Below are 21,447 nucleotides of genomic sequence, written 5' to 3'. Positions count from 1 at the left end.
AATCAACAATGGAGCGTCTTCATGAACAAACATCTAATTGCTGCTGCACTTACTGCGGCATCTTTAACTCTTGCGGGTTGTGCTGATGAGAGCACAGCTCAATCAGCACCTGCACAGCAACTTCAACCAATTGATGTAGCACAGGTGCTTGTTAAGCCGGTACAAAGCTGGCACACATATACAACGCGTTTAGAGTCTCAACAGGAAGTTGCCTTAATGCCGCGTGTATCAGGAATCATCGATAGCATTGAATTTAAAGAAGGCGATGTGGTTAAAGAAGGCGATGTTTTATTTCAATTAGATGCTCGTCCATTTGCTGCTGTGGTTGCTAGTTTAAAAGCGCAAATCAACAGCGCAGAAGCGGCCTTAGAGCAAGCTAAAAGTGAAGACAAACGTGCGGTACGCTTATTAGACCGTAAGGCAATTTCTACTGAGCAAGCACAAGCGCGTACTTCAACACTACGTCAACGCGAAGCACAGCTTTCTGCACTTCAAGCACAACTTACTTCAGCAGAGCTTGATTTAGAGTTTACGTCAGTAGTATCACCAATTGATGGCATTATTTCTCGCGCAAATATTACCAAAGGTAATAACATACTTGCGGGTCAAAGCGTATTAACGTCAATTGTTTCAAACCAAGCTATGTATGCTTATTTTGATGTTGATGAGCGCACATGGAATAGCTCTTTCAATGATGTTACTGCTGCGAGCCACCAAACTGTTGTAATGCAAAAAGTCGGTCAAAGTGATTTTGCATACAAAGGCTACATTAACTTTATTGATAACCAAATTAATTCATCAACGGGTACATTACGCGTACGTGCAGTATTTAATGAAGACAACAACCAATTACGCGCAGGCTCGTTTGCACGTATTAAGCTTGCAGCCAACTCTATTAGTGACGCGATTATTATCCCAGAACGTGCAATTGGTACCGACTTAAAAAATCGTTTTGTATTAACGGTTGGCGAAAACAACGTACTTGAATACAAACTTATCACTACTGGTGAGCGTTACGGTGCATTACGTGCGGTTACATCGGGCCTTAACGAAGGTGATGTTATTGCTGTAAATGGCCCAGCTCGCGTAGGCCCTGGTATGCCAATCTCTCCGCAAACAGTAACAATTGATACAAGTGGTGTGGCATTTACATTGTTAAATGACAACGCACAACTTGTGGCTAAGCAATAAGGTTTATTGATGAAATTTTCGCATTTCTTTATACAGCGTCCAATATTTGCGGCCATGCTGTCATTGGTTATTTTAATTGCTGGTGGTATATCACTATTCCAATTACCAGTAAGTGAATACCCAGAAGTAGTTCCTCCAACTGTTGTTGTTACCGCCAACTACCCAGGTGCTAACCCTACCGTTATTGCGCAAACAGTAGCAACACCGCTGGAGCAAGAAATTAACGGTACTGAAAACATGCTATATATGTTTTCGCAAGGTACCAGTGATGGCCGCATGACACTAACGGTAACCTTTGCGTTAGGTACCGATTTAGATCGTGCTCAAGTACAAGTACAAAACCGTGTAAACAGTGCACTTCCGCGTTTGCCAGAAGAAGTACAACGTTTAGGTGTTGTGGCTGAAAAGTCATCACCAGATTTAACCATGGTAGTGCATTTATACTCACCTGAAAAAACGCACGACACAGCTTACTTATCTAACTATGCTGATTTAAATATTAAAGATGAAATTGCGCGCTTGCCAGGCGTAGGTGATATCCGCATGTTTGGTGCTGGCAAATACTCAATGCGAGTATGGCTAAACCCAGATGCACTTGCTGCACGCGAATTAACAGCAACAGATGTAGTAACAGCACTTCGCTCGCAAAACCAGCAAGTTGCAGCAGGTAGCTTAGGCGCGCAACCTATTTCAAACGACAGTCAATTTCAAATATTGTTAAACGTTAAAGGTCGTTTAAACAGTATTGAAGAATTTGAACAAGTTATTATTAAAGTAGGCGACGAAGGTCAGTTAACGCGTTTATCTGATATAGCCCGTGTTGATTTAGGTCAAGACACTTACGCACTGCGTGCAGAGCTTGATAACCAACCAGCACTTGCAATGCCAATATTCCAACGCCCAGGTTCAAACGCTATTGAGCTTTCCGATCAAGTACGTGAAACAATGGCGCGCTTATCTAAAGATTTTCCTACCGGTGTTGAATACGACATTGTGTACGATCCTACGGTATTTGTTCGCGGCTCAATTGACGCGGTAATTGCCACTTTGCTTGAAGCAATTGTGCTGGTAGTTATTGTTGTTATTGTATTTTTACAAACGTGGCGTGCATCAATTATTCCATTAATTGCCGTGCCTATTTCACTTATTGGTACGTTTGCCGTAATGCAGTGGTTAGGTGTCTCAATTAATACCCTGTCGTTGTTTGGTTTAGTATTAGCCATAGGTATTGTTGTAGATGATGCGATTGTAGTTGTTGAAAACGTAGAGCGTAATATTGAAAAAGGCTTATCGCCGCTTGAAGCAACCCGCGTTGCAATGAGCGAAGTAACAGGCCCTATTATTGCCATTGCGCTAGTACTAAGTGCTGTATTTATTCCTACTGCGTTTATTACCGGTTTATCAGGTCAATTTTATAAGCAATTTGCACTTACAATTACAATTTCGACTATTATCTCAGCATTTAACTCATTAACGTTATCGCCTGCACTTGCTGCATTGTTATTAAAATCGCATGATGCAAAACCAGATGCGTTCACGCGTTTACTTAATAAATTGTTTGGTCGTTGGTTATTTAAACCATTTAACCGCGTATTTAATCGTGGTGCTAAAGGTTACGAAAAACTGGTACAAAAACTAATTCGTATGACCGTTGTTGTAATGGTGGCTTACATTGCACTTGTTGGCGGCACAATTAAGTTATTTGATACCGTACCAGGTGGCTTTATTCCACAGCAAGATAAACAGTATTTAGTGGCTATTGCGCAGTTACCTGACGCATCAAGCCTTGATCGTACTGAAGACGTACTTGCTCAAATGCAGCAAATTGCATTAGAAGTACCAGGCGTTGCACACACAGTTGCATTCCCTGGTTTATCAGTGAACGGTTTTACGAATAGCCCTAACAGCGGCATTGTATTTACACCACTTGAAAGCTTTGACAAACGTACCGACCCAAGCCAATCAGCTATGGCGATAGCGGCGCAGTTGAATAAACGTTTTGCCGCCATTGATGAGGCATTTGTAGCGGTATTTCCACCGCCGCCAATTCAAGGATTGGGCACAACAGGTGGTTTTAAACTGCAAATAGAAGACAGAGCTAATAAAGGGTTTGAAGCATTATTTAATAGCCTGCAAGCCGTTATTGGTAAGGCGCAACAAGACCCTGCATTAATGGGCTTGTACTCAAGTTTCCGTATCCAAGTTCCACAAATGGATATTGATATTGACCGTGAGCAAGCGCTTATTCAAGGTATTCCACTTGATGAAGTATTTAACGCACTGCAAATTTACTTAGGCTCTGTGTACGTAAATGACTTTAATATGTTTGGTCGTACGTACCAAGTAAATGCACAGGCTGATGCTGACTATCGCTTAGATCCTGATCAAATACTTAATTTAAAAGTACGTAACCGCTCAGGTAATATGGTGCCACTAGGCTCTGTATTAACAGTAACACCAACAATTGGTCCTGACCGTGTTATGCATTACAACGGTTACCCAAGTGCAGAACTAAATGGCAGCCCAGCGCCAGGTTATAGCTCTGATCAAGCACAAGTTGCTATTGAAAAAGTACTCGCAGACACACTACCAACAGGTATTGAATATGAGTGGACTGAAGTAACGTACCAACAAGTACTTGCCGGTAACACCATGGTTTATGTATTCCCGTTAGTTGTATTACTTGTATTTATGGTACTTGCAGCGCAGTACGAGAGCTTACGTTTACCACTGGCAATTATATTAATTGTACCAATGACTATTTTCTCAGCCTTGTTAGGTGTGTGGTTTGTTGGCTCTGACAACAACATATTCACCCAAATAGCGTTAATAGTACTGGTCGCGTTGGCCTCTAAAAATGCAATATTGATGGTTGAATTTGCAAAAGATAGACACGACTCAGGCTTATCGCACTTAGAGGCAATACTTGAGGCATGTCGTATGCGCTTGCGCCCAATATTAATGACCTCAATTGCATTTACAGCAGGTGTTGTACCGTTAGTACTTGCCACCGGTGCAGGCGCCGAAATGCGACACGCAATGGGTAACGCAGTATTCTCAGGGATGATAGGTGTAACCGTGTTTGGCCTATTGTTTACGCCGGTATTTTATATGTTAGTGACTAACAAAAAAGAGAAAGCGCAGGAGAATACTCATGACTAAATTAATGCAAAAAAGACTTAAAACAAGTCTGACTGCCAGTGCGGTATTAGTCGCTGCGTTTTTAGCCGGGTGTGCGAGTAAAATAGACACCATGAGCGAGCAAAAAGCCGTTAACGAATTTGTTGCCAAAGCTAATATTGCTAGTAACGTTAGCGTTGCTGATGAAACAAACTGGTGGAAAAAGCTTAATTCTGATCAACTAAATGAGCTTGTTACTGGTGCGCTTGCAAATAACTATAATTTGCAAACAAGCCAGCTAACACTTAAAAGTGCATTAGCGCGACTAGGAGAGCAAAAAGCCCAGTACCTTCCGCAAGGTGGCGTAAATGTTGGCGCAGCTCGAAGCGATGCACCAAGCGTGTTTGACCGCCAATCAAGTGCAAACGTTGCACTTGATTGGCAGCTAGATTTATTTGGTCGCATAACAGCGTTGGTTGATGCTGCAAATGCATCAGCCATGAGCCAAGCAGAGCAAGTACGCTTATTACAAATTGAAGTAGTTTCGTCAGTCGTTAAAGGCTTTGTAAGTTATCAAGGCAATGTTGAAAAACAACACATTGTTACACTTCAAATTGAAGCGCTTGAGCAAAGTATTGACGTTCTTCAAGCCCGTGTTGACGAAGGCGTGGCAAACGAGCTTGATTTAAACCGTACGATGGCGCAGCTTAGGCAGCAACAAGCATTAATGCCTGCTATTGAGTATGCAAAATACAGCGATTTATCTGCTCTTGCAGTACTAAGCGGTAAGTTAGCGCAAAATATTGCTATTGAAAACGAGCAAGGCGTGCTTGAACGTGACTTTAGCGTAGCACTAAAAAACGCTAATAATGCGATTGCCTTACGTCCAGATATTAGCCGTGCATTGTTTGATTTTAGCCAGGCAAATAGTTTAAGTGTTGCAGCTAGCAAAGCGTTATTACCAGATATTAGCTTATCTGCATTTGCAGGGGTTGTGAGTATAGATAGCACAGGCTTAAAAAATACCGACCAACAGTGGCAAGTAGCGCCGCAATTGCAATGGTCGTTATTAAGCTACCCAGCATTATTAGCACAGCGCGACGCGCAGCAGTTTTTAAGTGAAGCCGCTTACAGCGATTATCAACAAGTAGTATTAACTGCACTAAGTGAAAGTGAACTTTCACTGCAATTGTTGGTCAATCAAGCACAGCAAAAACGCTTTGCCGATGAGCGCTATGACTTTGCTAATAAAGCATTTTTACAAGCACAAGCAATGTACGAAGAAGGTCAAATTCCTTACCTTGAGTTGTTAGATGCGCGCCAGGATGTTTTAATAGCACAAGAAAATGCTGTTGAAACAACAATTTCTTCACTGCTTGCCAAAGTAAATGCTTACCAGTCATTTAATGGCCAATGGAGTTATGCGTTAAACGACACTAATAAGTAGAGTTATATTGATGCCAAATACTGAAAATTTACATGAATACATTATCTCGCAAACGATGCGCGCTATTGTACTGCCAGAACCAAATGAAGCAATTGACTTAGCGGATGCTGAGCTGCCTGTTCCTATTTGTGCAGATAACGAGCTGCTTGTAAAAGTAGAGTACGTTGGTTTAAATCCAGTTGATGGTCAATTTGCTAAAACAGGCTTTTGTAAATGGCAGTATCCACACATTTTAGGCTTAGATGCCGTAGGTGTTGTGGTTAAAGCTAATAAAGGTGTGTTTCCAAATGTTGGCCAGCGCGTTATGTGGCATGCCAACATTGGTGAGCAAGGTGCTTTGAGCGAATACACCAAAGTACCTAACTTTGCAGTGTCGGTTGTGCCAAGCGGTTTAAATCCGGCCATTGCAGCAACACTTCCATGCGCCGGTATGGCAGCACTTATTAGCTTAGATAAAATAGGCATTAGTGAAGGCGATACTATTTTTATTGAAGGCGGAGCCGGAGCGGTAGGGCAGTTTGCTATTCAATATGCAAAACAGCGTGGTGCAGATGTATTTACCACTGCATCAAAGCGTAACCATAAATTGGTTAAGCAGCTAGGCGCTGATGTGATTTTTGACTATAGCGATAAAAAGCTATGCGAAAAAATCCGCAGAGAACTTGGCCCGCAAGGCTTTGATGCGGTTATTGATACGATAGGTGGTGAGTGTACTCAGCGTAATATTGAGTTAATGCGTTTTTGCGGACGTATTGCCTGCTTAAATCCGCTACCTTGTTTTGATCAAGACTTAATGTATCACCGAGCGCCCAACATTAGCGTTGTATCAATTGGTGGTGCATGGCTTGCTAATAGTTTATGTGCACAACAACGTTTGAGTTTTATGGGCAACCTGTTACTTGAAGGAGCTGTTAGTGGCGACATTAAACACCCAGAAATAACGCCCGTAGACTTTAGTGCGGAGTCAGTATCGCAAGCACTTAATAAACAACTTGCTGGTGGTTTTACCGGCAAGCAAGTTGTTAAAGTTGCTAAGTGAAGCGCTTATACAATTTGATTTAAATTTAAGTAGTTTTAGCTAGATTAACTGATAATGTAGCCTCTACAAATTGAATAAAAACGTAGCCTATTTGTGCTGCGTTTTTTTATGCCCATAAAAAAATAGATACAGCGCTAGAGCTTTTGCTGTTTTATTCATCATTTTAGCTAAAATACTTTTTTTCAGCGTACAACTGTAAGCCTTTGTGTTTCAACAGTTTACGTTCAGGTAAAGAAAATAAATTGAAAAAACTGTTAATTAATTGAATAGAGTAATTGATCTAAACGATTTTTTATGACGTAATGTAGTTATTATTTAGCTGGTCGGATGAGTTCAATCATGAGTTTACGTACAAAACTAAAAAAAGTATTACCAAGTATTTCTATCACAGAACAAGAAGCGCTAGACGCGGGTGATGTATGGCTTGAAGGGTCTATCTATCAAGGTAAACCTGATTTCAGTGCACTTCGCGACGTACCTGCTGCTACATTAAGCGCAGACGAGCAAGCATTCTTAGACGGTCCAGTAAAAGAGTTATTGGGCATGATTGACGATTCAGTGATTCAAAACGGCATTCATTTACCAAATGACATCTTAGAATTTTTGAAAAAAGAGCGTTTTTTCTCGCTTATCATTCCTAAGTCGTTTGGTGGTTTAGAGTTTAGCCCTTATGCAAACTCTACTATTGTTGGCACAATTGCGACTAAAAGCTCAGCAGTTGCGGTAACCGTAATGGTTCCTAACTCGTTAGGCCCGGGTGAGCTATTACTTCACTTTGGTACGCAAGAACAACAAGCACATTACCTACCACGCCTAGCAAATGGTACAGACATTCCATGTTTTGCATTAACAAGCCCAGAAGCGGGTTCTGATGCAGGTGGCATTCCAGACATTGGTACAGTTACTAAAGGCATGTATAAAGGCGAAGAAGTACTTGGCCTTGAAATCACATGGGACAAGCGCTACATAACGCTTGCACCTATTGCTACCGTACTTGGTTTAGCTTTTAAAGTAATGGACCCTGATGGTTTATTAGGTGGTAAAGAAAGCTTGGGTATTACCTGTGCACTTATTCCAAAAGAGCACCCAGGTGTAGAGCTTGGTAATCGTCACGACCCAATGGGTATTCGTTTTTACAACGGTACTACACGTGGTAACAAAGTATTTGTACCAATGGATTTTGTTATTGGTGGACAGAAAAATATCGGCCGTGGTTGGCAAATGCTGGTTAGCTGTTTAGGTGCTGGCCGTGGTATTTCATTACCTGCGCTAGGTGTTAGTACAGCACAAGTTGCATTTAAATCAGCATCTGAATACGCAGCAGTGCGTGAACAGTTTGGTTTAGCCATTGGCCAGTTTGAAGGTATTCAAGAAAAACTAGCTGACATTGCAGGTAAAACATACCTACAAGAAGCAATGCGCGTACTTACAACTGAAGGCTTAGGCATGGGCTTAAAACCATCAGTAGTAACCGCAATCGCTAAATACCACATGACAGAGCTTGGTCGCGACGTACTCGATTCAGCAATGGATATTCAAGCGGGTAAAGCGATTCAAAACGGTCCACAAAATACATTAGCAAGTGGTTATGTTGCTCAGCCGATTGCCATTACGGTAGAAGGCGCGAATATTCTTACACGTAACCTAATGATCTTTGGTCAAGGTGTTATGCGTTGTCACCCATATTTACAATCTATGGTTGAGTCAATTCACAGCGAAGACAAAGGCGCAGATAAAGAATTTAACGGTATTTTACGTAAAACAATTGGCTACAGCACAGCAAACAGCTTACGTGCTTTCCGCTTAGGTGTTTTACCATTTACAGCAAGTGCTAATTCTGAATTACCAGAAGTACGCGACTACGAAAAAGCAGTACATAAATTATCTGCAAAACTTGCAGTGTACGCAGACTTTTCGTTACTTGTACTTGGCGGTAAGTTAAAACAAGCAGAAATGCTATCGGCACGTTTAGGCGATGTAATGAGCTTCTTATATGCAGCTATGGCATCAATTAAATACTACGAGCAAAAAGTATCAAGTAGTGACCGTGAGCAAGCAGCACCGTATTTCCATTACGCGACTCGTTTTGCACTACAAAGTGCTGAAGAAGCATTGCATAAGTTTTTAGATAACTTCCCTGCAAGCGGTACACGTAAGTTTATTCGTTTCATTACAATGAACTACTCAACTAAAATGCCAAAAATTAGCGATGATTTAATCCGCGAACTAGCTAAGCAAGCTCAGCTAGATACCGCATTTAAAGCGCAAATCACGCATTTAGTTAAACCAGTAGTGGGCGATGGCCATCATATTAATGAGCAAGCTTACAAAGCTAAAATGGCATCACTTGGCGAACTGGCTAAAGTTAAAAAAGCATTACGTGCTAAAGTAATTAAACCAGGTATACGCTTTAACATCACGCTTGATAACGCACTAGCGGCAAACGTAATCACGCAAGCTGAACACGTTCAGTTAATTGATTACAACATCAAACGTGAAAAAGCGATTCGTGTAGATGAGTTCGATTTTGATATGAACCTACTAGACGATAACGCACAGCCGATTAACCCGCTTAAAAGCGTAGTTAATCAGTAAGTTAAAGTAATTAAATTCAATAATGCAAAGCGCCCGCAGTATCGGCGCTTTTATTGTTGAAAAGTATTAGTGTGGAGCCCCGCTTGTGTAAAAACAAGCGGGGCTTTTTTATGTGTTTTTTAAAGTAGAAATAGATAGCGGTATTGATTTGTAAGCGAGTATGTATCTGTAGAGGATTAAAAAGAGACGCTTATAATCTTGAAAAAGGACTAATAACCCCATTAGCACCTTGCTGCAATACATGGGTATAAATTTGTGTAGTACGCACATCACTGTGACCTAGCTGTGTTTGTACTGTGCGGATATCAGCGCCGCTTTGCAGCAAATGCGTAGCGAAAGAGTGACGCAAAGTATGTGGCGTAACATGTTTGTTAATATGTGCATCAAAAGCGGCTTTTTTAACAGCGCGTTGTAATTGTTTTTCATCGATATGATGACGTCTTAATTGCTTACTCTCGATCAAGACTTAGGGCCTGTTTATCTTTCGAGGTTAAATTTGCAGCAGTGTGTTTGGTATTTAGGCAAGGCAGAGCCTATGTAGTGTGGTTATTCCCCATAAATAGGCGATAACGTGGAATAAATGCCAAACATGCGCTGCCCGAAGGGTTCTGCCTAGGGGCAATTTACTCTTTGTTGCTCGGTTTTTACTTAGCCCACTAGGTTACAAACCTCACGCCGCGATTAAATAGCCCCTAGATTGAACAAATTTTAATCCTGAAAGGTCAACAGGCCCTGATTTATAAGATGAAAATAAATATTGCCAGCCCAGCTGTCTATTGTGGTTTGGATATTTTTTACGTAATAAATGAGGCATGTAAGCGCCGCTATACAAGGGGTTTTTCAAATCTAATTGCAGGTAACTATCAACTAATTGTATTTGAGAACGTAATTGCGGTGTGAGCTCTACTGCAAGCGTTACAACACGATTTTTGCCTCCTTTGCCATCCCAAATTCGAATACAGTTATAGTCAAAGTCAATATCGTGTATCCGTAAACGCAGTACCTCCATTAAGCGTATACCGCTACCATAAAGTAATCCACAGGGTAAATAATGCTTTGCAGAGCACACTTTAAAAAAATTATTTATTTCTTGCTGCGTTAAAACTACCGGTAGTTTAGTTGCTCGTTTGCTCTTAATAAAACCTAATGATAATGAAAGTGGTTTTTTAATCACTTCTTTAAATAAAAAGCTCAATGCATTTAAGGCTTGCGCTTGAGTGTTAGGAGCAACATTTTGTTGGTTGACAAGGTGGTTTAAAAAAAGTTCGACCTCATTGTCTCCCATCGTTGTTGGGTGCCTCATAGAGTTAAATCGAATAAACGAAGCTATCCAGTATAAATACGCTTTAACGGTACTTTTAGCATAACGCTTTAGATACATTTGTTCGGCTATCATAGTTAAAAAAGGTGATTTCATGATATGAATCTCTAGCAAAAGTTAACTGTGTATATAGACAGTGCTTGTTGTTTTGTCCAATATTACTGATCTCCACCATTTCGGTGCATTTTCGCACTGATTAAAAATAATTTTCAGTTAACTAATTGTTTACAGGTGTTTATTTGATGGTTAAGATAAATGCATTGTAATATATGGACATTTGTCGGTTTATAAAACGACAAATGTCGTAGACAAAGTTGTTAGAAAATTAAGGAGAGTTAAGTGGCACTCGTAGCGTGTAAGGAATGTAACCATGAAGTATCAACAACTGCTAAATTATGCCCCGAATGTGGTGTTAAAAATCCAGGAATGAAACCTAAAGATTATTTAATTGGTTTTGGTGTTATTATTTTTCTAGGCTTTTTGCTTTCTCAATGTTCCAGTGACGATCCTGAACATACTTCTAAATCAGACTCGGAACAAAAAATATCCCAGACTTCTAATTGGTATGAAGGTGGAACACTTCATTCTGAAAATGCTGTAGCATGGCAACAAGCTACTTATAAAAATAAACTTGCTACATGTGCGGACCTAATTGCTGCTATGTATCAAAAGGAAATGCTTTCAGCTAAGCTGCAAAATCAAATATCATCAGTTCAAGATATTAAGCCATTAGCTCAAGAGTTAGTTCTGGAATTGGACGCTGCATTCAAACCAGCAGAATCAATTGATAAAAATAAACAAATATATACAAACCAGAGCATTAAAGAAGCAATTGTTATGTTGTTAACAATGAAAGGCTGGTTTAAATAATTTTCTAACAAGTTGCTTAAACGGACAAAAAACAGCTGGCTTTTGCTCGTTCCTCGCTAATTTTAGCCAGCCATTTTATTGCCGCTTAGCAAAGCGTTATGCATATAAGGATATTCAATGAAGCCGTATTTTATATTAATAAGTTTGTTTTTTTCTTTTCAGGTATTCGCTACTGACATTGTTAAAATTCACGCTCCTGTCGCAGAGTCATTTAATTGTACTGAGCATTGGGATGGTCAATTTAAGTATGCGGGGGATGCTCTAGGTACTGACTGTGTAGTCCAAGACTTTTACGAGTCAGGTGAACGTTTATTTATGAGAACATTTAAAGACAACGGACATAAAAATGAAGATTGGTATGGCTTTGGTAAGAATGTATTAGCTCCATGTGATTGTACTGTTGAATCTATTAATAAAAATAATATAACAAATGAACCAGGAATTATGACTCCTGGCAGAGCGGGTTCAATATCGTTTAAAAAAGCTGATGGAACTATAGTTCTTATCGCACATATTGATAACATCAATGTATCTACTGGAGACATTGTCAAAGCTGGTAAAGTTGTAGCGACCATTGGTAATAATGGCTATAGCCGTAACCCTCATTTACATATTGCTGCATGGAAGGAAAAGCAACCTCTGCAAATTCGTTTTGACCAAAAAACAATAGACTTAAAATCTCGTGAAGAAAGCGGTGAGTAATGCATAACAAGCTGTTAAACAAGGACAAAAAACAGTTGGCTTTTGCTCCTTCGTCGCTATTTTAGCCAACTATTTTTTGCCTGTTAACAGGGCGTTAGTTGCCTATGAAACTTAAGCGTGTAATTTACGAATTGTTTGAAATTGACTTTGGTTCGCTGAAGGGGCAGTCAGATTCTGAATCTCATGAAATAGATCGTGAAATTTACTTAGAATTTGAAGCTGGTGAAAAATTATATTTCTCTTGGTGTAACGAACCAGTTCAATATTGTATTGGGTTTAAATCTGAAAGGTTCAACGACAATGAACCTGATCATGTTATTGATGCAACTAACTGGAAAGTTTGGCGCGATTTAATCGGGCAAGATATAAGTTTTGTGTTTACTGATGAGTCACATCAAATTCTACATTTAAAGAGCCAGTTGTCATCTACCTATTTATCAAGCCAAGAAAATGGTTCTTGGGTAGCTGATGTATTACATGTTTCAAAAGGGTTGCCTGTAATCGGCAACTAACAAGCAAATTAAAAGGACTAAAAACAGCGGGCTGTTCGCTTCGCTCCATTTTAGCCCACAATTTTTAGCCCATTATTTGGGCGTTATATACCCTAAAAGGAAGTTGAGGTGCATCATTAAGCCGATAAACATAATTGCGCTGCCTTGTGCCATCTTAGCAATGTACCCTGGTTTTTTAGCTGCAATGTTAGCTAATGGAAACTACGAAAAGGTTGCCGTTTCAAGTCTAATTGCTTTGGTTGCCGCTTTATTTTTTTTCCGAAACTTTAATATTTACAAAGAAACTGACGGATACCTAAAAAGTTTTTTCATTTCTACATTATTATTAAGTGGTAATTTTAGTCTTCCCGTTTGGTCATCAGTTTCTAAAAGTGATGCCAGCGACTTAGTTTTCTTGCTACTCCTTCCTTTAATATTTATAGTCAACTATCTGTTAACTAAGAGCAGTTCTGCAAAACAGGCTGTAGCTGTGTATCAACGGGTATATAACAAGAAAATCAACAAGGACTAAAAACAGCGGGCTGTTCGCTCCGCTCCATTTTAGCCCACTATTTTTAGCCTGTTATTTAGGCGTTATATTTTTATGATGAATCGTGCATTATTTACATTGCTATTTACTTTTTCAGGTGCGCTTAATGCAAGTGTTCAACTGGATTTTAAATGGTTGCCACTTAAAAAAATCACTTATGAAGTTTCTATACCTCATCCTTTCGGTGAAACTATATTAGAGTTTTATCCAACAACTGATTCAGATAGAAGGATCCGAGAATTACGAATTTCTACGGCTAAACATGGTTGGTTTACTCCTAATATAGAAACTTTAAGAAAAGAGACATCGGTTCAGGTAAAAGATATTGAGTTCATTATCAAAGATGCGGCTTTGAATGAAGATGGAAGTGCTAAATATTTTGAGTTTAATATCTATTACGGAGCTCCTAATAAGGTTAATTGTAACGGTAGAACGGAGTATGTTCCGAATAGCAAACTATTAAAGGTTTTTGCTGACGGCGAAGTGTCAATAACAGAAGATAGAAGTTATTTTGAGTTATGTGAGGAGCTAAAAAAATATAACAAGTCACTCAAGCAGGACAAATAACAGTTGGTTTTTGCTCCTTCGTCGCTTATTTTAACCAACTATTATTTGCCTCTTAGTGAGGCGTTATATTTTAAGGATGATTCGTGCGTAAATTTCTAACTATTTTAATATGTTCAATTTTATTTAGCTGTGCTTCAACTCAAATTGATCAAAACGCAGATCAGACTGTATATCAACTAGATCAAGTTGATGCACCTACTAAATGGATTATTCATATATCACCTATTTATCCTAAAAAAGCTGCAGAAGAACAGATTGAAGGTTGGGTTAAAATGTCTGCGGTTATCACTGAAAATGGAAAAGTATCGGATATAAAGGTTATTGATTCACAACCAAAAGGTATATTCGAATCAGAAGCAAAACGAGCATTTGGTAAGTGGTTGTACAAACCAGCGCTTTTGAATGGTAAAACGGTAAAAGTTTACAGAGAAGAAACCGTGGAATTTAAAATATAACAAGAAATTAAACAAGGACAAAAAACAGTTGGCTTTTTGTTCACTCCGTTCACTTATTTTAGCCAACTACTTTTTGCCTGTTAATTGGGCGTTAGCCGAAAAAGGAAGTACGGTGAAAAATCTAAACTACTGGTTACTGAAACAAGCTCATATCATTTGGATCGCTTCAATAGTAAATATAGGGCTTGGAGTTGTCATTCCTGATTTTGATTTCGTTGCAAAAAGTATTAGTTATGTTGCATTAGAAGATCCAATTTATGCTTATACCCACCGTATAGCTGACATTATCATTGGGTTATCTATGTGTGGTTTCGCATTTGCAATGCAATCACTCTCGCTAAATCGATTTTCTACCGCAATGTTAGCAACATCCTTATTTGGTATAAGCATGATTAGTGCGGGAATTTGGACACTCGAAACTCCGCTTCATCTTTTGTATAACTTATCAATATTCATGATTATTGCTCCTATGGCTTTTGCTCTTGAGTTTAAAAATATAATTAAATCTAGTGTATTTGAAAGTTTATCTGTTGCTGTTACTGTATTGCATGTTTTTATGTTTTGGCTTATTTACGCAGGGTTTATTCCTCAAGAAATTAATGGTTTAATCCAAAGGTTGTGGGCAATTCCTACAATGGGTTGGTTTGGTGTTGCAGCGTATAAACTTGCATGTTGCCAATTTTTGGCTAACAAGAAAATCAACAAGGACACGTAACAGTTGGCTACGTTTCGCTTCGCTACACAATTTTAGCCAACAATTACTTAGCCTGTTATTTAGGCGTTAGCTGTATAAATATAGGTTCGTGCAAATGGAAATTTTAGAAGCAAAAATTGAAGATGCGCCTATTATTCTTCAAATTCAAAAGGAAGCGTATATTTCAGAAGCTGAATTACATAATGATTTTAGTATACCCCCGTTAACTCAGAGCTTAGCTGAACTTGAGTCTGAATTTAATAATAAATGTATTTTAAAAATTGTTTTGAACGATCAGATTATTGCAAGTGGACAAGTTAAATTAAATGGTTCAACTTCCTATATAGGCCGTATGGCTGTGAAAGTTGACTTTAAAGGTATGGGGATTGGCTCCAAGCTACTTAGTGCATTAGAGCAGTTTTATCCTAAAGCAAACCATGTAGAATTGTTTACTGGTATTAATAGTAAAGTCAACCTTGGTATGTATGAGCGCCGTGGGTACAGGCGTATTAAGGAAGAGGTTTTGGGTAAAACCACAGTTGTATTCTTAGGTAAGTCGTTAAATACAGCTAACAAGGCCTTAAAATCGGATTCGTAACAGTTGGTTCCGCTTCGCTACACATTTAGCCAACAATTACTCACCGCTTAAGGCGGCGTTAGCTACCCATCAATGAACATGGACGTAATATGAAAGTTTTATTTATCTTATCAATTATTTTCTTTTCTACATGCAGCAATGCTGTAGTGAAGAGGCATGATGTTCCCCCTGAAAATTATGTCATTGACAAAATTCCTGAATATCTAATAGATATGCCCCATGAAGGACATGGTGTATTAATAAATTCACAATGGGTTGTAACTGTAGCACACACTATATTTTATGATTATGTTGGTAAGGATTTATTAATTGGTTCAAAAGTGTATGAAATTGAAAGCGTTCATATACACCCAGATTACACTCAACCTAATAAAGATTTACTTAAAGGTGATTTAGCGCCATTAATGAATTTTTTCGAATCTAGGAGTGATATAGCGTTAATCAAATTAACTTCAACTGTTAGTGGTGTAGAACCAATCAGTATATATTCTGGTAAAAGTGAAAAAGACAAAACAATTACAGTCTATGGTAGGGGAGCTACTGGGAACGGATTAACTGGGGAAGACCCAGATACTAAATCACTTCGTGTGATGAACCAATTTCAAAATATTGTTGAAAGTGCGAAAGGTAACTGGTTAGCATTTAACTTTGACGAACCAGGAAACGCATTACCACTTGAAGGTATGCATGGTTCAGGAGATAGCGGTGGTGCTTCTGTTATCTTTCAAGAAGGTGTCCCTTTTCTTGTTGGTTTATCAAGTTGGCAGTTAGGGCGTGGCGATATATCTGATTTTAAAGGTGGTTTGTATGGTACTACTGCTTATCAAGTTAGGGTGTCAAATTACCATGACTGGATATTAGGTGTATTGGGTAGCTAACAAGCTGTTAAACAAGGACAAAAAACAGTTGGTTTTTGCTCCTTCGTTGCTTATTTTAACCAACTATTTTATTGCCTGTTAACAGGGCGTTAAATTGCAAAAGGAGTTCGGGTGATATTCTCCCCAAAAGGATTTAATGAGTTAGCTGTGAAATATGCTCAGTTGAAAAAATCATTTATTATTTCAACTGTTGTTCTTATTGTTCTCTTCTTTATATTGGGCAATATGAGTCAGCAAACTCCATACCTATCATTTGCCGCTATGTTAGCTGCAATATTAGGGGCAGAGGCATTCTTCATTGCCGGCTTCCTGCAATACTTCGGAAAGCTCGACTCAAGTACCTCAATAAATTCGTTTTGGTATTCTGTAACTCTAGCTAAAGAGTGGCTGGAGGTTGTTATGTTTATTGTTTTACTTTTAATGCCTCTTGCAATGGCTGTTATGTTAGCTTACGGTGTGTAAATGCAACTTAACAAGCTAATAAATAAGGACAAAAAACAGTTGGCTGTTTTCGTTCCTCAACATTTTAGCCAACAATTTTTTGCCCATTATTAGGGCGTTAGTTTACAAAAAGGATTTTGGTAGTGTTTGAAAGTATTGCGATCTATTCAGGGTTAATTGCAACAATCTGGATCTTCATTGGTGTTTACGTAGCAAGTAGATTTTATGCTGGTTACAGCCATTCTAAACAATTTTGTAGTGAGTTAGGTGCAACAGGTAGCCCAACAGAAAAATTGTCACCCTTAATTAATAATTACCCTTTAGGCTTTCTCTTTTGCTTTTTCGGTTGGTATTTGGCGCAGCTTTCAAGCGTTTCAATCTTAGTGAATATTGCGGGTTGGTTGGTCATAGCTCATGGCATTGGTACATGGGTAGCTGGGTATTTCCCTATGGACGCAGATCCATTTACTAAGAATCCAACTTTTAATTGTAAGGTACATTCTTGGGCTGGTTTTATCATGTTACTTTCGCTAGTTGTAGCACCAATATTAGTAGCTATAAGTCCAACAACAGAAATTATCCCTCTATATTTCCGTATTTTTTCAGTTATTTCTGTTATCGCTGCGGTTTATTATCTATTCGCTATGGCTAAAGCCGTAAAAAATCAAAGTAATCCTGGCATTCATCAACGTATTTCATATGGCTTTCAGCTAATTTGGCTAAGTGTCTTTTCATTAGTGTTGGTGTAATTGTAAACTAACAAGGCAATCAAACGGAAAATTTACAGTTGGCTGTTTTTCGTTCCTCAAACATTTTAGCCAACTATAATTTTCCGCTTATTGCGGCGTTATGTGTAAATGATATTTTGGAGTCAATTTGCTTAAAGTAAATTCATCGATGTTTGTGCATTGATTAGCATTTAATTCTTTTTTGCTAGTTTCTTATATGTTTCTACAGAATATAATTTACGGAGAGCAAGCTTCATCAATTGAACTCAATATATTGGAAATAATTTTAATCTCAGTATGCCTTCCTTCCTTTTTTATCTTTTGGGCTTGGATGCTTTCTGACTTCTTTAGAAATAAAAACAAGTTCAAAAGCAGTATTATGGGGTTGGTCATTAATTATGGCAGGGCCTGTTGCAGTGTTTCCTTATTTTATTTTATATTGGCGTAAGCGAAGTAGATTACACATAACAAGCCACTCAAGCAGGACAAATAACAGTTGGCTTTGTTCGCTTCGCTCTCTATTATAGCCAACTATCATTTGCCTCTTAGTGTGTAGTGGCATAGTGATTTTGGCCACTATTTACATACAAACTTGTATAAAACCAAGTGGGGCTTTTTTATGCCTTAGTTTTATTAAAAATGCCCACTAATGTTAAACTACAAAAAACTTACTTACTTAATATAGCTATGGCATTTTACATTCCTTTATTACAACCTCACTTTAAGCACATTGAAATTGGCGATACGCTTACATCCCTTTGGAGTGGCTGTGGCAGTATTGTGCAGTGCCAGCTTGATGATAAAGCCTGCGTTATTAAAGTGATTAAAATACCCAGTTATATACACCATCCTAAAATTAAACAAAGCGAATTTGCGCTTAAAAGAAAGCAGCACTCCTATAGTGTTGAATACACATTTTATAAGCTTTATAGCCAGCATTTACCAGTACATGCGCACAGTATTGAATGTATAAGTGCAATTAATAAAGATGATGAATATGCGCTGGTGTTTAAGGATTTCACCAAACATGGGTTTACTCAAGCAGGGCCACAACATGTTAAAGCTATATTAAGGTGGCTTGCACACTTTCATGCGTTTAACTTAAGTAAACCCGCTGAAGGGTTATGGCAGCAAGGCAACTACTGGCATTTAAGCACACGCCCAGATGAGTTTAATAAACTAAAAGATAACCTTGATAAAAAGTCCGATATTAAAAATGCTGCACATAAAATAGATGAGCAGCTACAACGTTGTGCCTATAAAACGCTGATTCATGGCGATGCAAAACTTGCTAACTTTGCAGCAAATGAGCGCGATGAAATACTCGGTTATGATTTTCAGTATATAGGTGCAGGTTGCGGGATAATTGATGTAATGTATTTTATGACCAGTTGCTTAAGTGATGCACAATTACACGAGTGCGCTGATGAGTACCTTGCGTATTATTTTGACAATTTAAAGACTGCTATTACTACTTATCATCCTACAGCACCAGCAGGTAAAATAGCTGACAATTGGCTCGCTTTATGGCCTGCTGCATGGGCTGACTTTTATCGATTTTTAGCTGGCTGGAGCCCCGAGCACCAAAAAATAAATAGTTATATGCAACAGCAAGTAAACAGCTGGTTAGCGAGTAACATTTAATAAACACAACGGGTTGATGGCTTGCATAAATACCAAGCAAAACAATACATTTTGGCACGATGTATGAAAATCTCTTTAAAACTACAGGTCAAATGACCTTTTTTAATATAAAATACTGCAAATTCTTGTATCAGTAGGTTTATATCATGGCAATTCACGTTATTTCTCACCCTCTTGTTCAACATAAACTAGGCCTAATGCGAGCGCATGGTATTAGTACTAAAAGCTTTCGTGAATTATGTTCTGAAGTTGGAACCTTATTAACTTACGAAGCAACTAAAAACCTACAGTTAGAAGATAACGAAATTACAGGCTGGGATGGTAATAAATTAAAAGTAGAGCATATTAAAGGTAAAAAAATTACCGTAGTGCCTATTTTGCGTGCTGGTCTTGGCATGATGGATGGTGTTATGCAGTTATTACCAGCCGCTAAAGTGAGTGTTGTTGGTCTTGAACGTAACGAAGAAACACTAGAGCCAGTACCATATTTTGAAAAGCTAGTAGGTAATATTGATGAGCGCCTAAGCTTAGTTATTGACCCTATGCTTGCAACGGGTGGCTCAATGATTGCCACAATCGATATGCTTAAAAAAGCAGGCTGTAAAGAAATCAAAGTAATTGTACTAGTTGCAGCACCAGAAGGTGTTGAAAGAACACTTTCAGCACATCCAGATGTAGAAATATTTACAGCCTCAGTAGATAGCCACTTAAACGAAAAGGGCTATATTATCCCTGGTTTAGGCGATGCGGGCGACAAAATATTCGGTACTGTTTAGGAGTCTTAAGTGCAAAATAATGACACCTTTTCAATAAAAACTATTTTAACGGGCGCGCAAATGCTGTTTGTAGCATTTGGTGCGCTGGTATTAGTGCCGCTTTTAACGGGCTTGGATCCTAATGTTGCGCTTTTTACCGCAGGCATTGGTACCTTGCTGTTTCAGGTAGTGACTAAAGGCCAAGTGCCTATATTTTTAGCTTCATCGTTTGCTTTTATTGCACCTATTATTGCCGCTGTGCAAATGTGGGGCGTGCCGGCCACTATGGGCGGCTTAATGGTGGCGGGTTTTGCTTATATGCTTTTAAGTTTATTAGTAAAATTTAAAGGCGTTGCAACGCTTCATAAAATTTTACCGCCTGTGGTTGTAGGCCCTGTAATTATGGTTATTGGTTTAGCGCTTGCACCTGTTGCTGTAAATATGGCGATGGGTAAAAGTGGCGACGGCAGTATTCAAATTATTGATTACACCAGCGCTATTTATATTTCGTTGTTCTCGTTAGTGGTTACGCTTATTTTTGCAGTATGGGGAAAAGGCGTATTTAAGCTTATACCTATATTAGCAGGGGTTGTAGCGGGTTATTGTTTATCACTTGGTATGGGCGTTGTGCAATTTGACGCAGTGACTAACGCACAGTGGTTTGCTGTACCAAACTTTACTTGGCCTGAGTTTAAATGGCAGGCTATCTTGTTTATGGTACCTGTAGCAATAGCACCTGCAATTGAGCATATTGGCGATATGATGGCTATTAGCCAAGTAACCAATAAAGACTTTTTGAAAAAGCCTGGGCTTCATCGTACTTTGTTTGGTGATGGCCTTGCGACTTCTGCGGCATCATTATTTGGTGGCCCGCCTAACACTACTTACTCAGAAGTAACGGGGGCAGTTATGCTTACCAAAAACTTCAATCCTAAAGTAATGATGTGGACAGCTGTTATTGCCATTATTTTAGCGTTTGTAGCTAAAATGGGATCTGGTTTGCAAACTATTCCTGTACCTGTAATGGGCGGAATTATGATCCTACTCTTTGGCTCTATTGCTGTAGTGGGTTTAAATACACTGGTTAAGTCGGGCGATGATTTAACCGCGCCGCGTAACTTAAGTATTGTTGCGCTTATTTTGGTGTGCGGTATTGGTGGTATGCATATTGGTGGTAGCCAATTTAGTTTAGAGGGCGTAAGCCTCTGCGCTATTTTAGGAATAGTACTTAACTTAGTATTACCAAAAGCAGAACCTGAAAAAGTTTAATTTTGCACATTAGCTAAATAGATTGCACCATAATAGCGCATTTTTAATGCGCTATTTTTTTAACTTGTTAATAAATATGCAAAAATAATAAT

19 protein-coding genes and 2 pseudogenes are annotated in these 21,447 nt (G+C 38.8%); 19 read left to right on the top strand and 2 right to left on the bottom strand.

Going from position 1 to position 21,447, the window contains the following annotated elements; translation table 11 throughout:
• Positions 1-21 precede the first annotated feature (21 nt).
• The 5 genes from CXF64_RS11025 (at position 22) to CXF64_RS11005 (ending at position 9,392) form a co-directional block, all read left to right on the top strand.
• Positions 22-1,191, top strand: coding sequence for an efflux RND transporter periplasmic adaptor subunit (locus CXF64_RS11025; protein WP_101217023.1), 1,170 nt, complete (start codon positions 22-24; stop codon positions 1,189-1,191).
• Between the two features lie 9 nt (positions 1,192-1,200).
• Entirely contained in the window at positions 1,201-4,353 is a 3,153-nt protein-coding gene (locus tag CXF64_RS11020; protein WP_002958688.1) for an efflux RND transporter permease subunit, read from the top strand.
• Entirely contained in the window at positions 4,346-5,758 is a 1,413-nt protein-coding gene (locus tag CXF64_RS11015) for a TolC family protein (RefSeq protein WP_101217022.1), read from the top strand. Before CXF64_RS11020 ends, CXF64_RS11015 begins: the two co-directional genes overlap by 8 nt.
• Before the next feature lie 10 nt (positions 5,759-5,768).
• Complete coding sequence (locus tag CXF64_RS11010) at positions 5,769-6,797, top strand: zinc-binding dehydrogenase (protein WP_101217021.1); 1,029 nt, start codon at positions 5,769-5,771, stop codon at positions 6,795-6,797.
• A gap of 339 nt (positions 6,798-7,136) precedes the next feature.
• Entirely contained in the window at positions 7,137-9,392 is a 2,256-nt protein-coding gene (locus CXF64_RS11005) for an acyl-CoA dehydrogenase (protein ID WP_024592148.1), read from the top strand.
• Between the two features lie 190 nt (positions 9,393-9,582).
• On the opposite strand, the pseudogene CXF64_RS11000 reads toward CXF64_RS11005, so the two are convergent.
• Together CXF64_RS11000 and CXF64_RS10995 are read right to left on the bottom strand one after the other, a co-directional pair.
• Positions 9,583-9,849: pseudogene (locus CXF64_RS11000) on the bottom strand (tyrosine-type recombinase/integrase); the annotation flags it as partial.
• Positions 9,850-10,128: 279 nt separating this feature from the next.
• Positions 10,129-10,809, bottom strand: a pseudogene (locus tag CXF64_RS10995) (integron integrase); the annotation flags it as partial.
• 243 nt (positions 10,810-11,052) lie between these two features.
• Between CXF64_RS10995 and CXF64_RS10990 the strand changes: the two are divergent.
• From CXF64_RS10990 to CXF64_RS10930, 14 genes are all read left to right on the top strand, one after another.
• Positions 11,053-11,583, top strand: coding sequence for a hypothetical protein (locus CXF64_RS10990; protein ID WP_101217020.1), 531 nt, complete (start codon positions 11,053-11,055; stop codon positions 11,581-11,583).
• 117 nt (positions 11,584-11,700) lie between these two features.
• Positions 11,701-12,285 (top strand): M23 family metallopeptidase, encoded by a 585-nt coding sequence (locus CXF64_RS10985; RefSeq protein ID WP_101217019.1) that lies wholly within the window; start codon positions 11,701-11,703, stop codon positions 12,283-12,285.
• A gap of 104 nt (positions 12,286-12,389) precedes the next feature.
• The gene (locus CXF64_RS10980) at positions 12,390-12,797 is read left to right on the top strand and encodes a hypothetical protein (RefSeq protein ID WP_101217018.1); all 408 of its coding nucleotides are present in this window, start codon (positions 12,390-12,392) and stop codon (positions 12,795-12,797) included.
• Positions 12,798-12,981: 184 nt separating this feature from the next.
• Positions 12,982-13,308: a hypothetical protein gene (locus CXF64_RS10975; RefSeq protein WP_133120268.1), complete on the top strand. Its 327-nt coding sequence runs from the start codon at positions 12,982-12,984 to the stop codon at positions 13,306-13,308.
• Positions 13,309-13,380: 72 nt separating this feature from the next.
• A complete protein-coding gene (locus CXF64_RS10970; protein ID WP_101217016.1) occupies positions 13,381-13,893 on the top strand; it encodes a hypothetical protein in 513 nt (170 codons plus the stop codon).
• Positions 13,894-13,976: 83 nt separating this feature from the next.
• On the top strand, positions 13,977-14,348 hold the full coding sequence (locus tag CXF64_RS10965) for an energy transducer TonB (RefSeq protein ID WP_101217015.1): 372 nt from the start codon (positions 13,977-13,979) through the stop codon (positions 14,346-14,348).
• A gap of 112 nt (positions 14,349-14,460) precedes the next feature.
• Positions 14,461-15,063 carry a DUF998 domain-containing protein gene (locus CXF64_RS10960; protein WP_165783611.1) on the top strand — a complete coding sequence of 201 codons (603 nt, stop codon included), beginning with the start codon at positions 14,461-14,463 and terminating at the stop codon, positions 15,061-15,063.
• Positions 15,064-15,157: 94 nt separating this feature from the next.
• On the top strand, positions 15,158-15,640 hold the full coding sequence (locus tag CXF64_RS10955) for a GNAT family N-acetyltransferase (protein ID WP_101217014.1): 483 nt from the start codon (positions 15,158-15,160) through the stop codon (positions 15,638-15,640).
• 89 nt (positions 15,641-15,729) lie between these two features.
• Positions 15,730-16,518 carry a trypsin-like serine protease gene (locus CXF64_RS10950; RefSeq protein ID WP_101217013.1) on the top strand — a complete coding sequence of 263 codons (789 nt, stop codon included), beginning with the start codon at positions 15,730-15,732 and terminating at the stop codon, positions 16,516-16,518.
• A 111-nt stretch (positions 16,519-16,629) separates the two neighbouring features.
• On the top strand, positions 16,630-16,980 hold the full coding sequence (locus CXF64_RS20815; protein WP_165783608.1) for a hypothetical protein: 351 nt from the start codon (positions 16,630-16,632) through the stop codon (positions 16,978-16,980).
• A gap of 122 nt (positions 16,981-17,102) precedes the next feature.
• Complete coding sequence (locus CXF64_RS10945; protein ID WP_024591784.1) at positions 17,103-17,708, top strand: DUF998 domain-containing protein; 606 nt, start codon at positions 17,103-17,105, stop codon at positions 17,706-17,708.
• 666 nt (positions 17,709-18,374) lie between these two features.
• Positions 18,375-19,331 (top strand): phosphotransferase, encoded by a 957-nt coding sequence (locus tag CXF64_RS10940; protein ID WP_101217066.1) that lies wholly within the window; start codon positions 18,375-18,377, stop codon positions 19,329-19,331.
• Between the two features lie 146 nt (positions 19,332-19,477).
• Positions 19,478-20,107: a uracil phosphoribosyltransferase gene (gene upp, locus CXF64_RS10935; protein WP_101217012.1), complete on the top strand. Its 630-nt coding sequence runs from the start codon at positions 19,478-19,480 to the stop codon at positions 20,105-20,107.
• Between the two features lie 9 nt (positions 20,108-20,116).
• Positions 20,117-21,355: a uracil-xanthine permease family protein gene (locus CXF64_RS10930; RefSeq protein ID WP_007580880.1), complete on the top strand. Its 1,239-nt coding sequence runs from the start codon at positions 20,117-20,119 to the stop codon at positions 21,353-21,355.
• The last annotated feature ends 92 nt before the right edge of the window (positions 21,356-21,447 follow it).

The organism is Pseudoalteromonas sp. GutCa3 (genome assembly GCF_002836155.1).
GTDB classification, from domain to species: domain Bacteria; phylum Pseudomonadota; class Gammaproteobacteria; order Enterobacterales; family Alteromonadaceae; genus Pseudoalteromonas; species Pseudoalteromonas arctica.
This window is presented reverse-complemented; position numbering and strand designations above follow the sequence as displayed.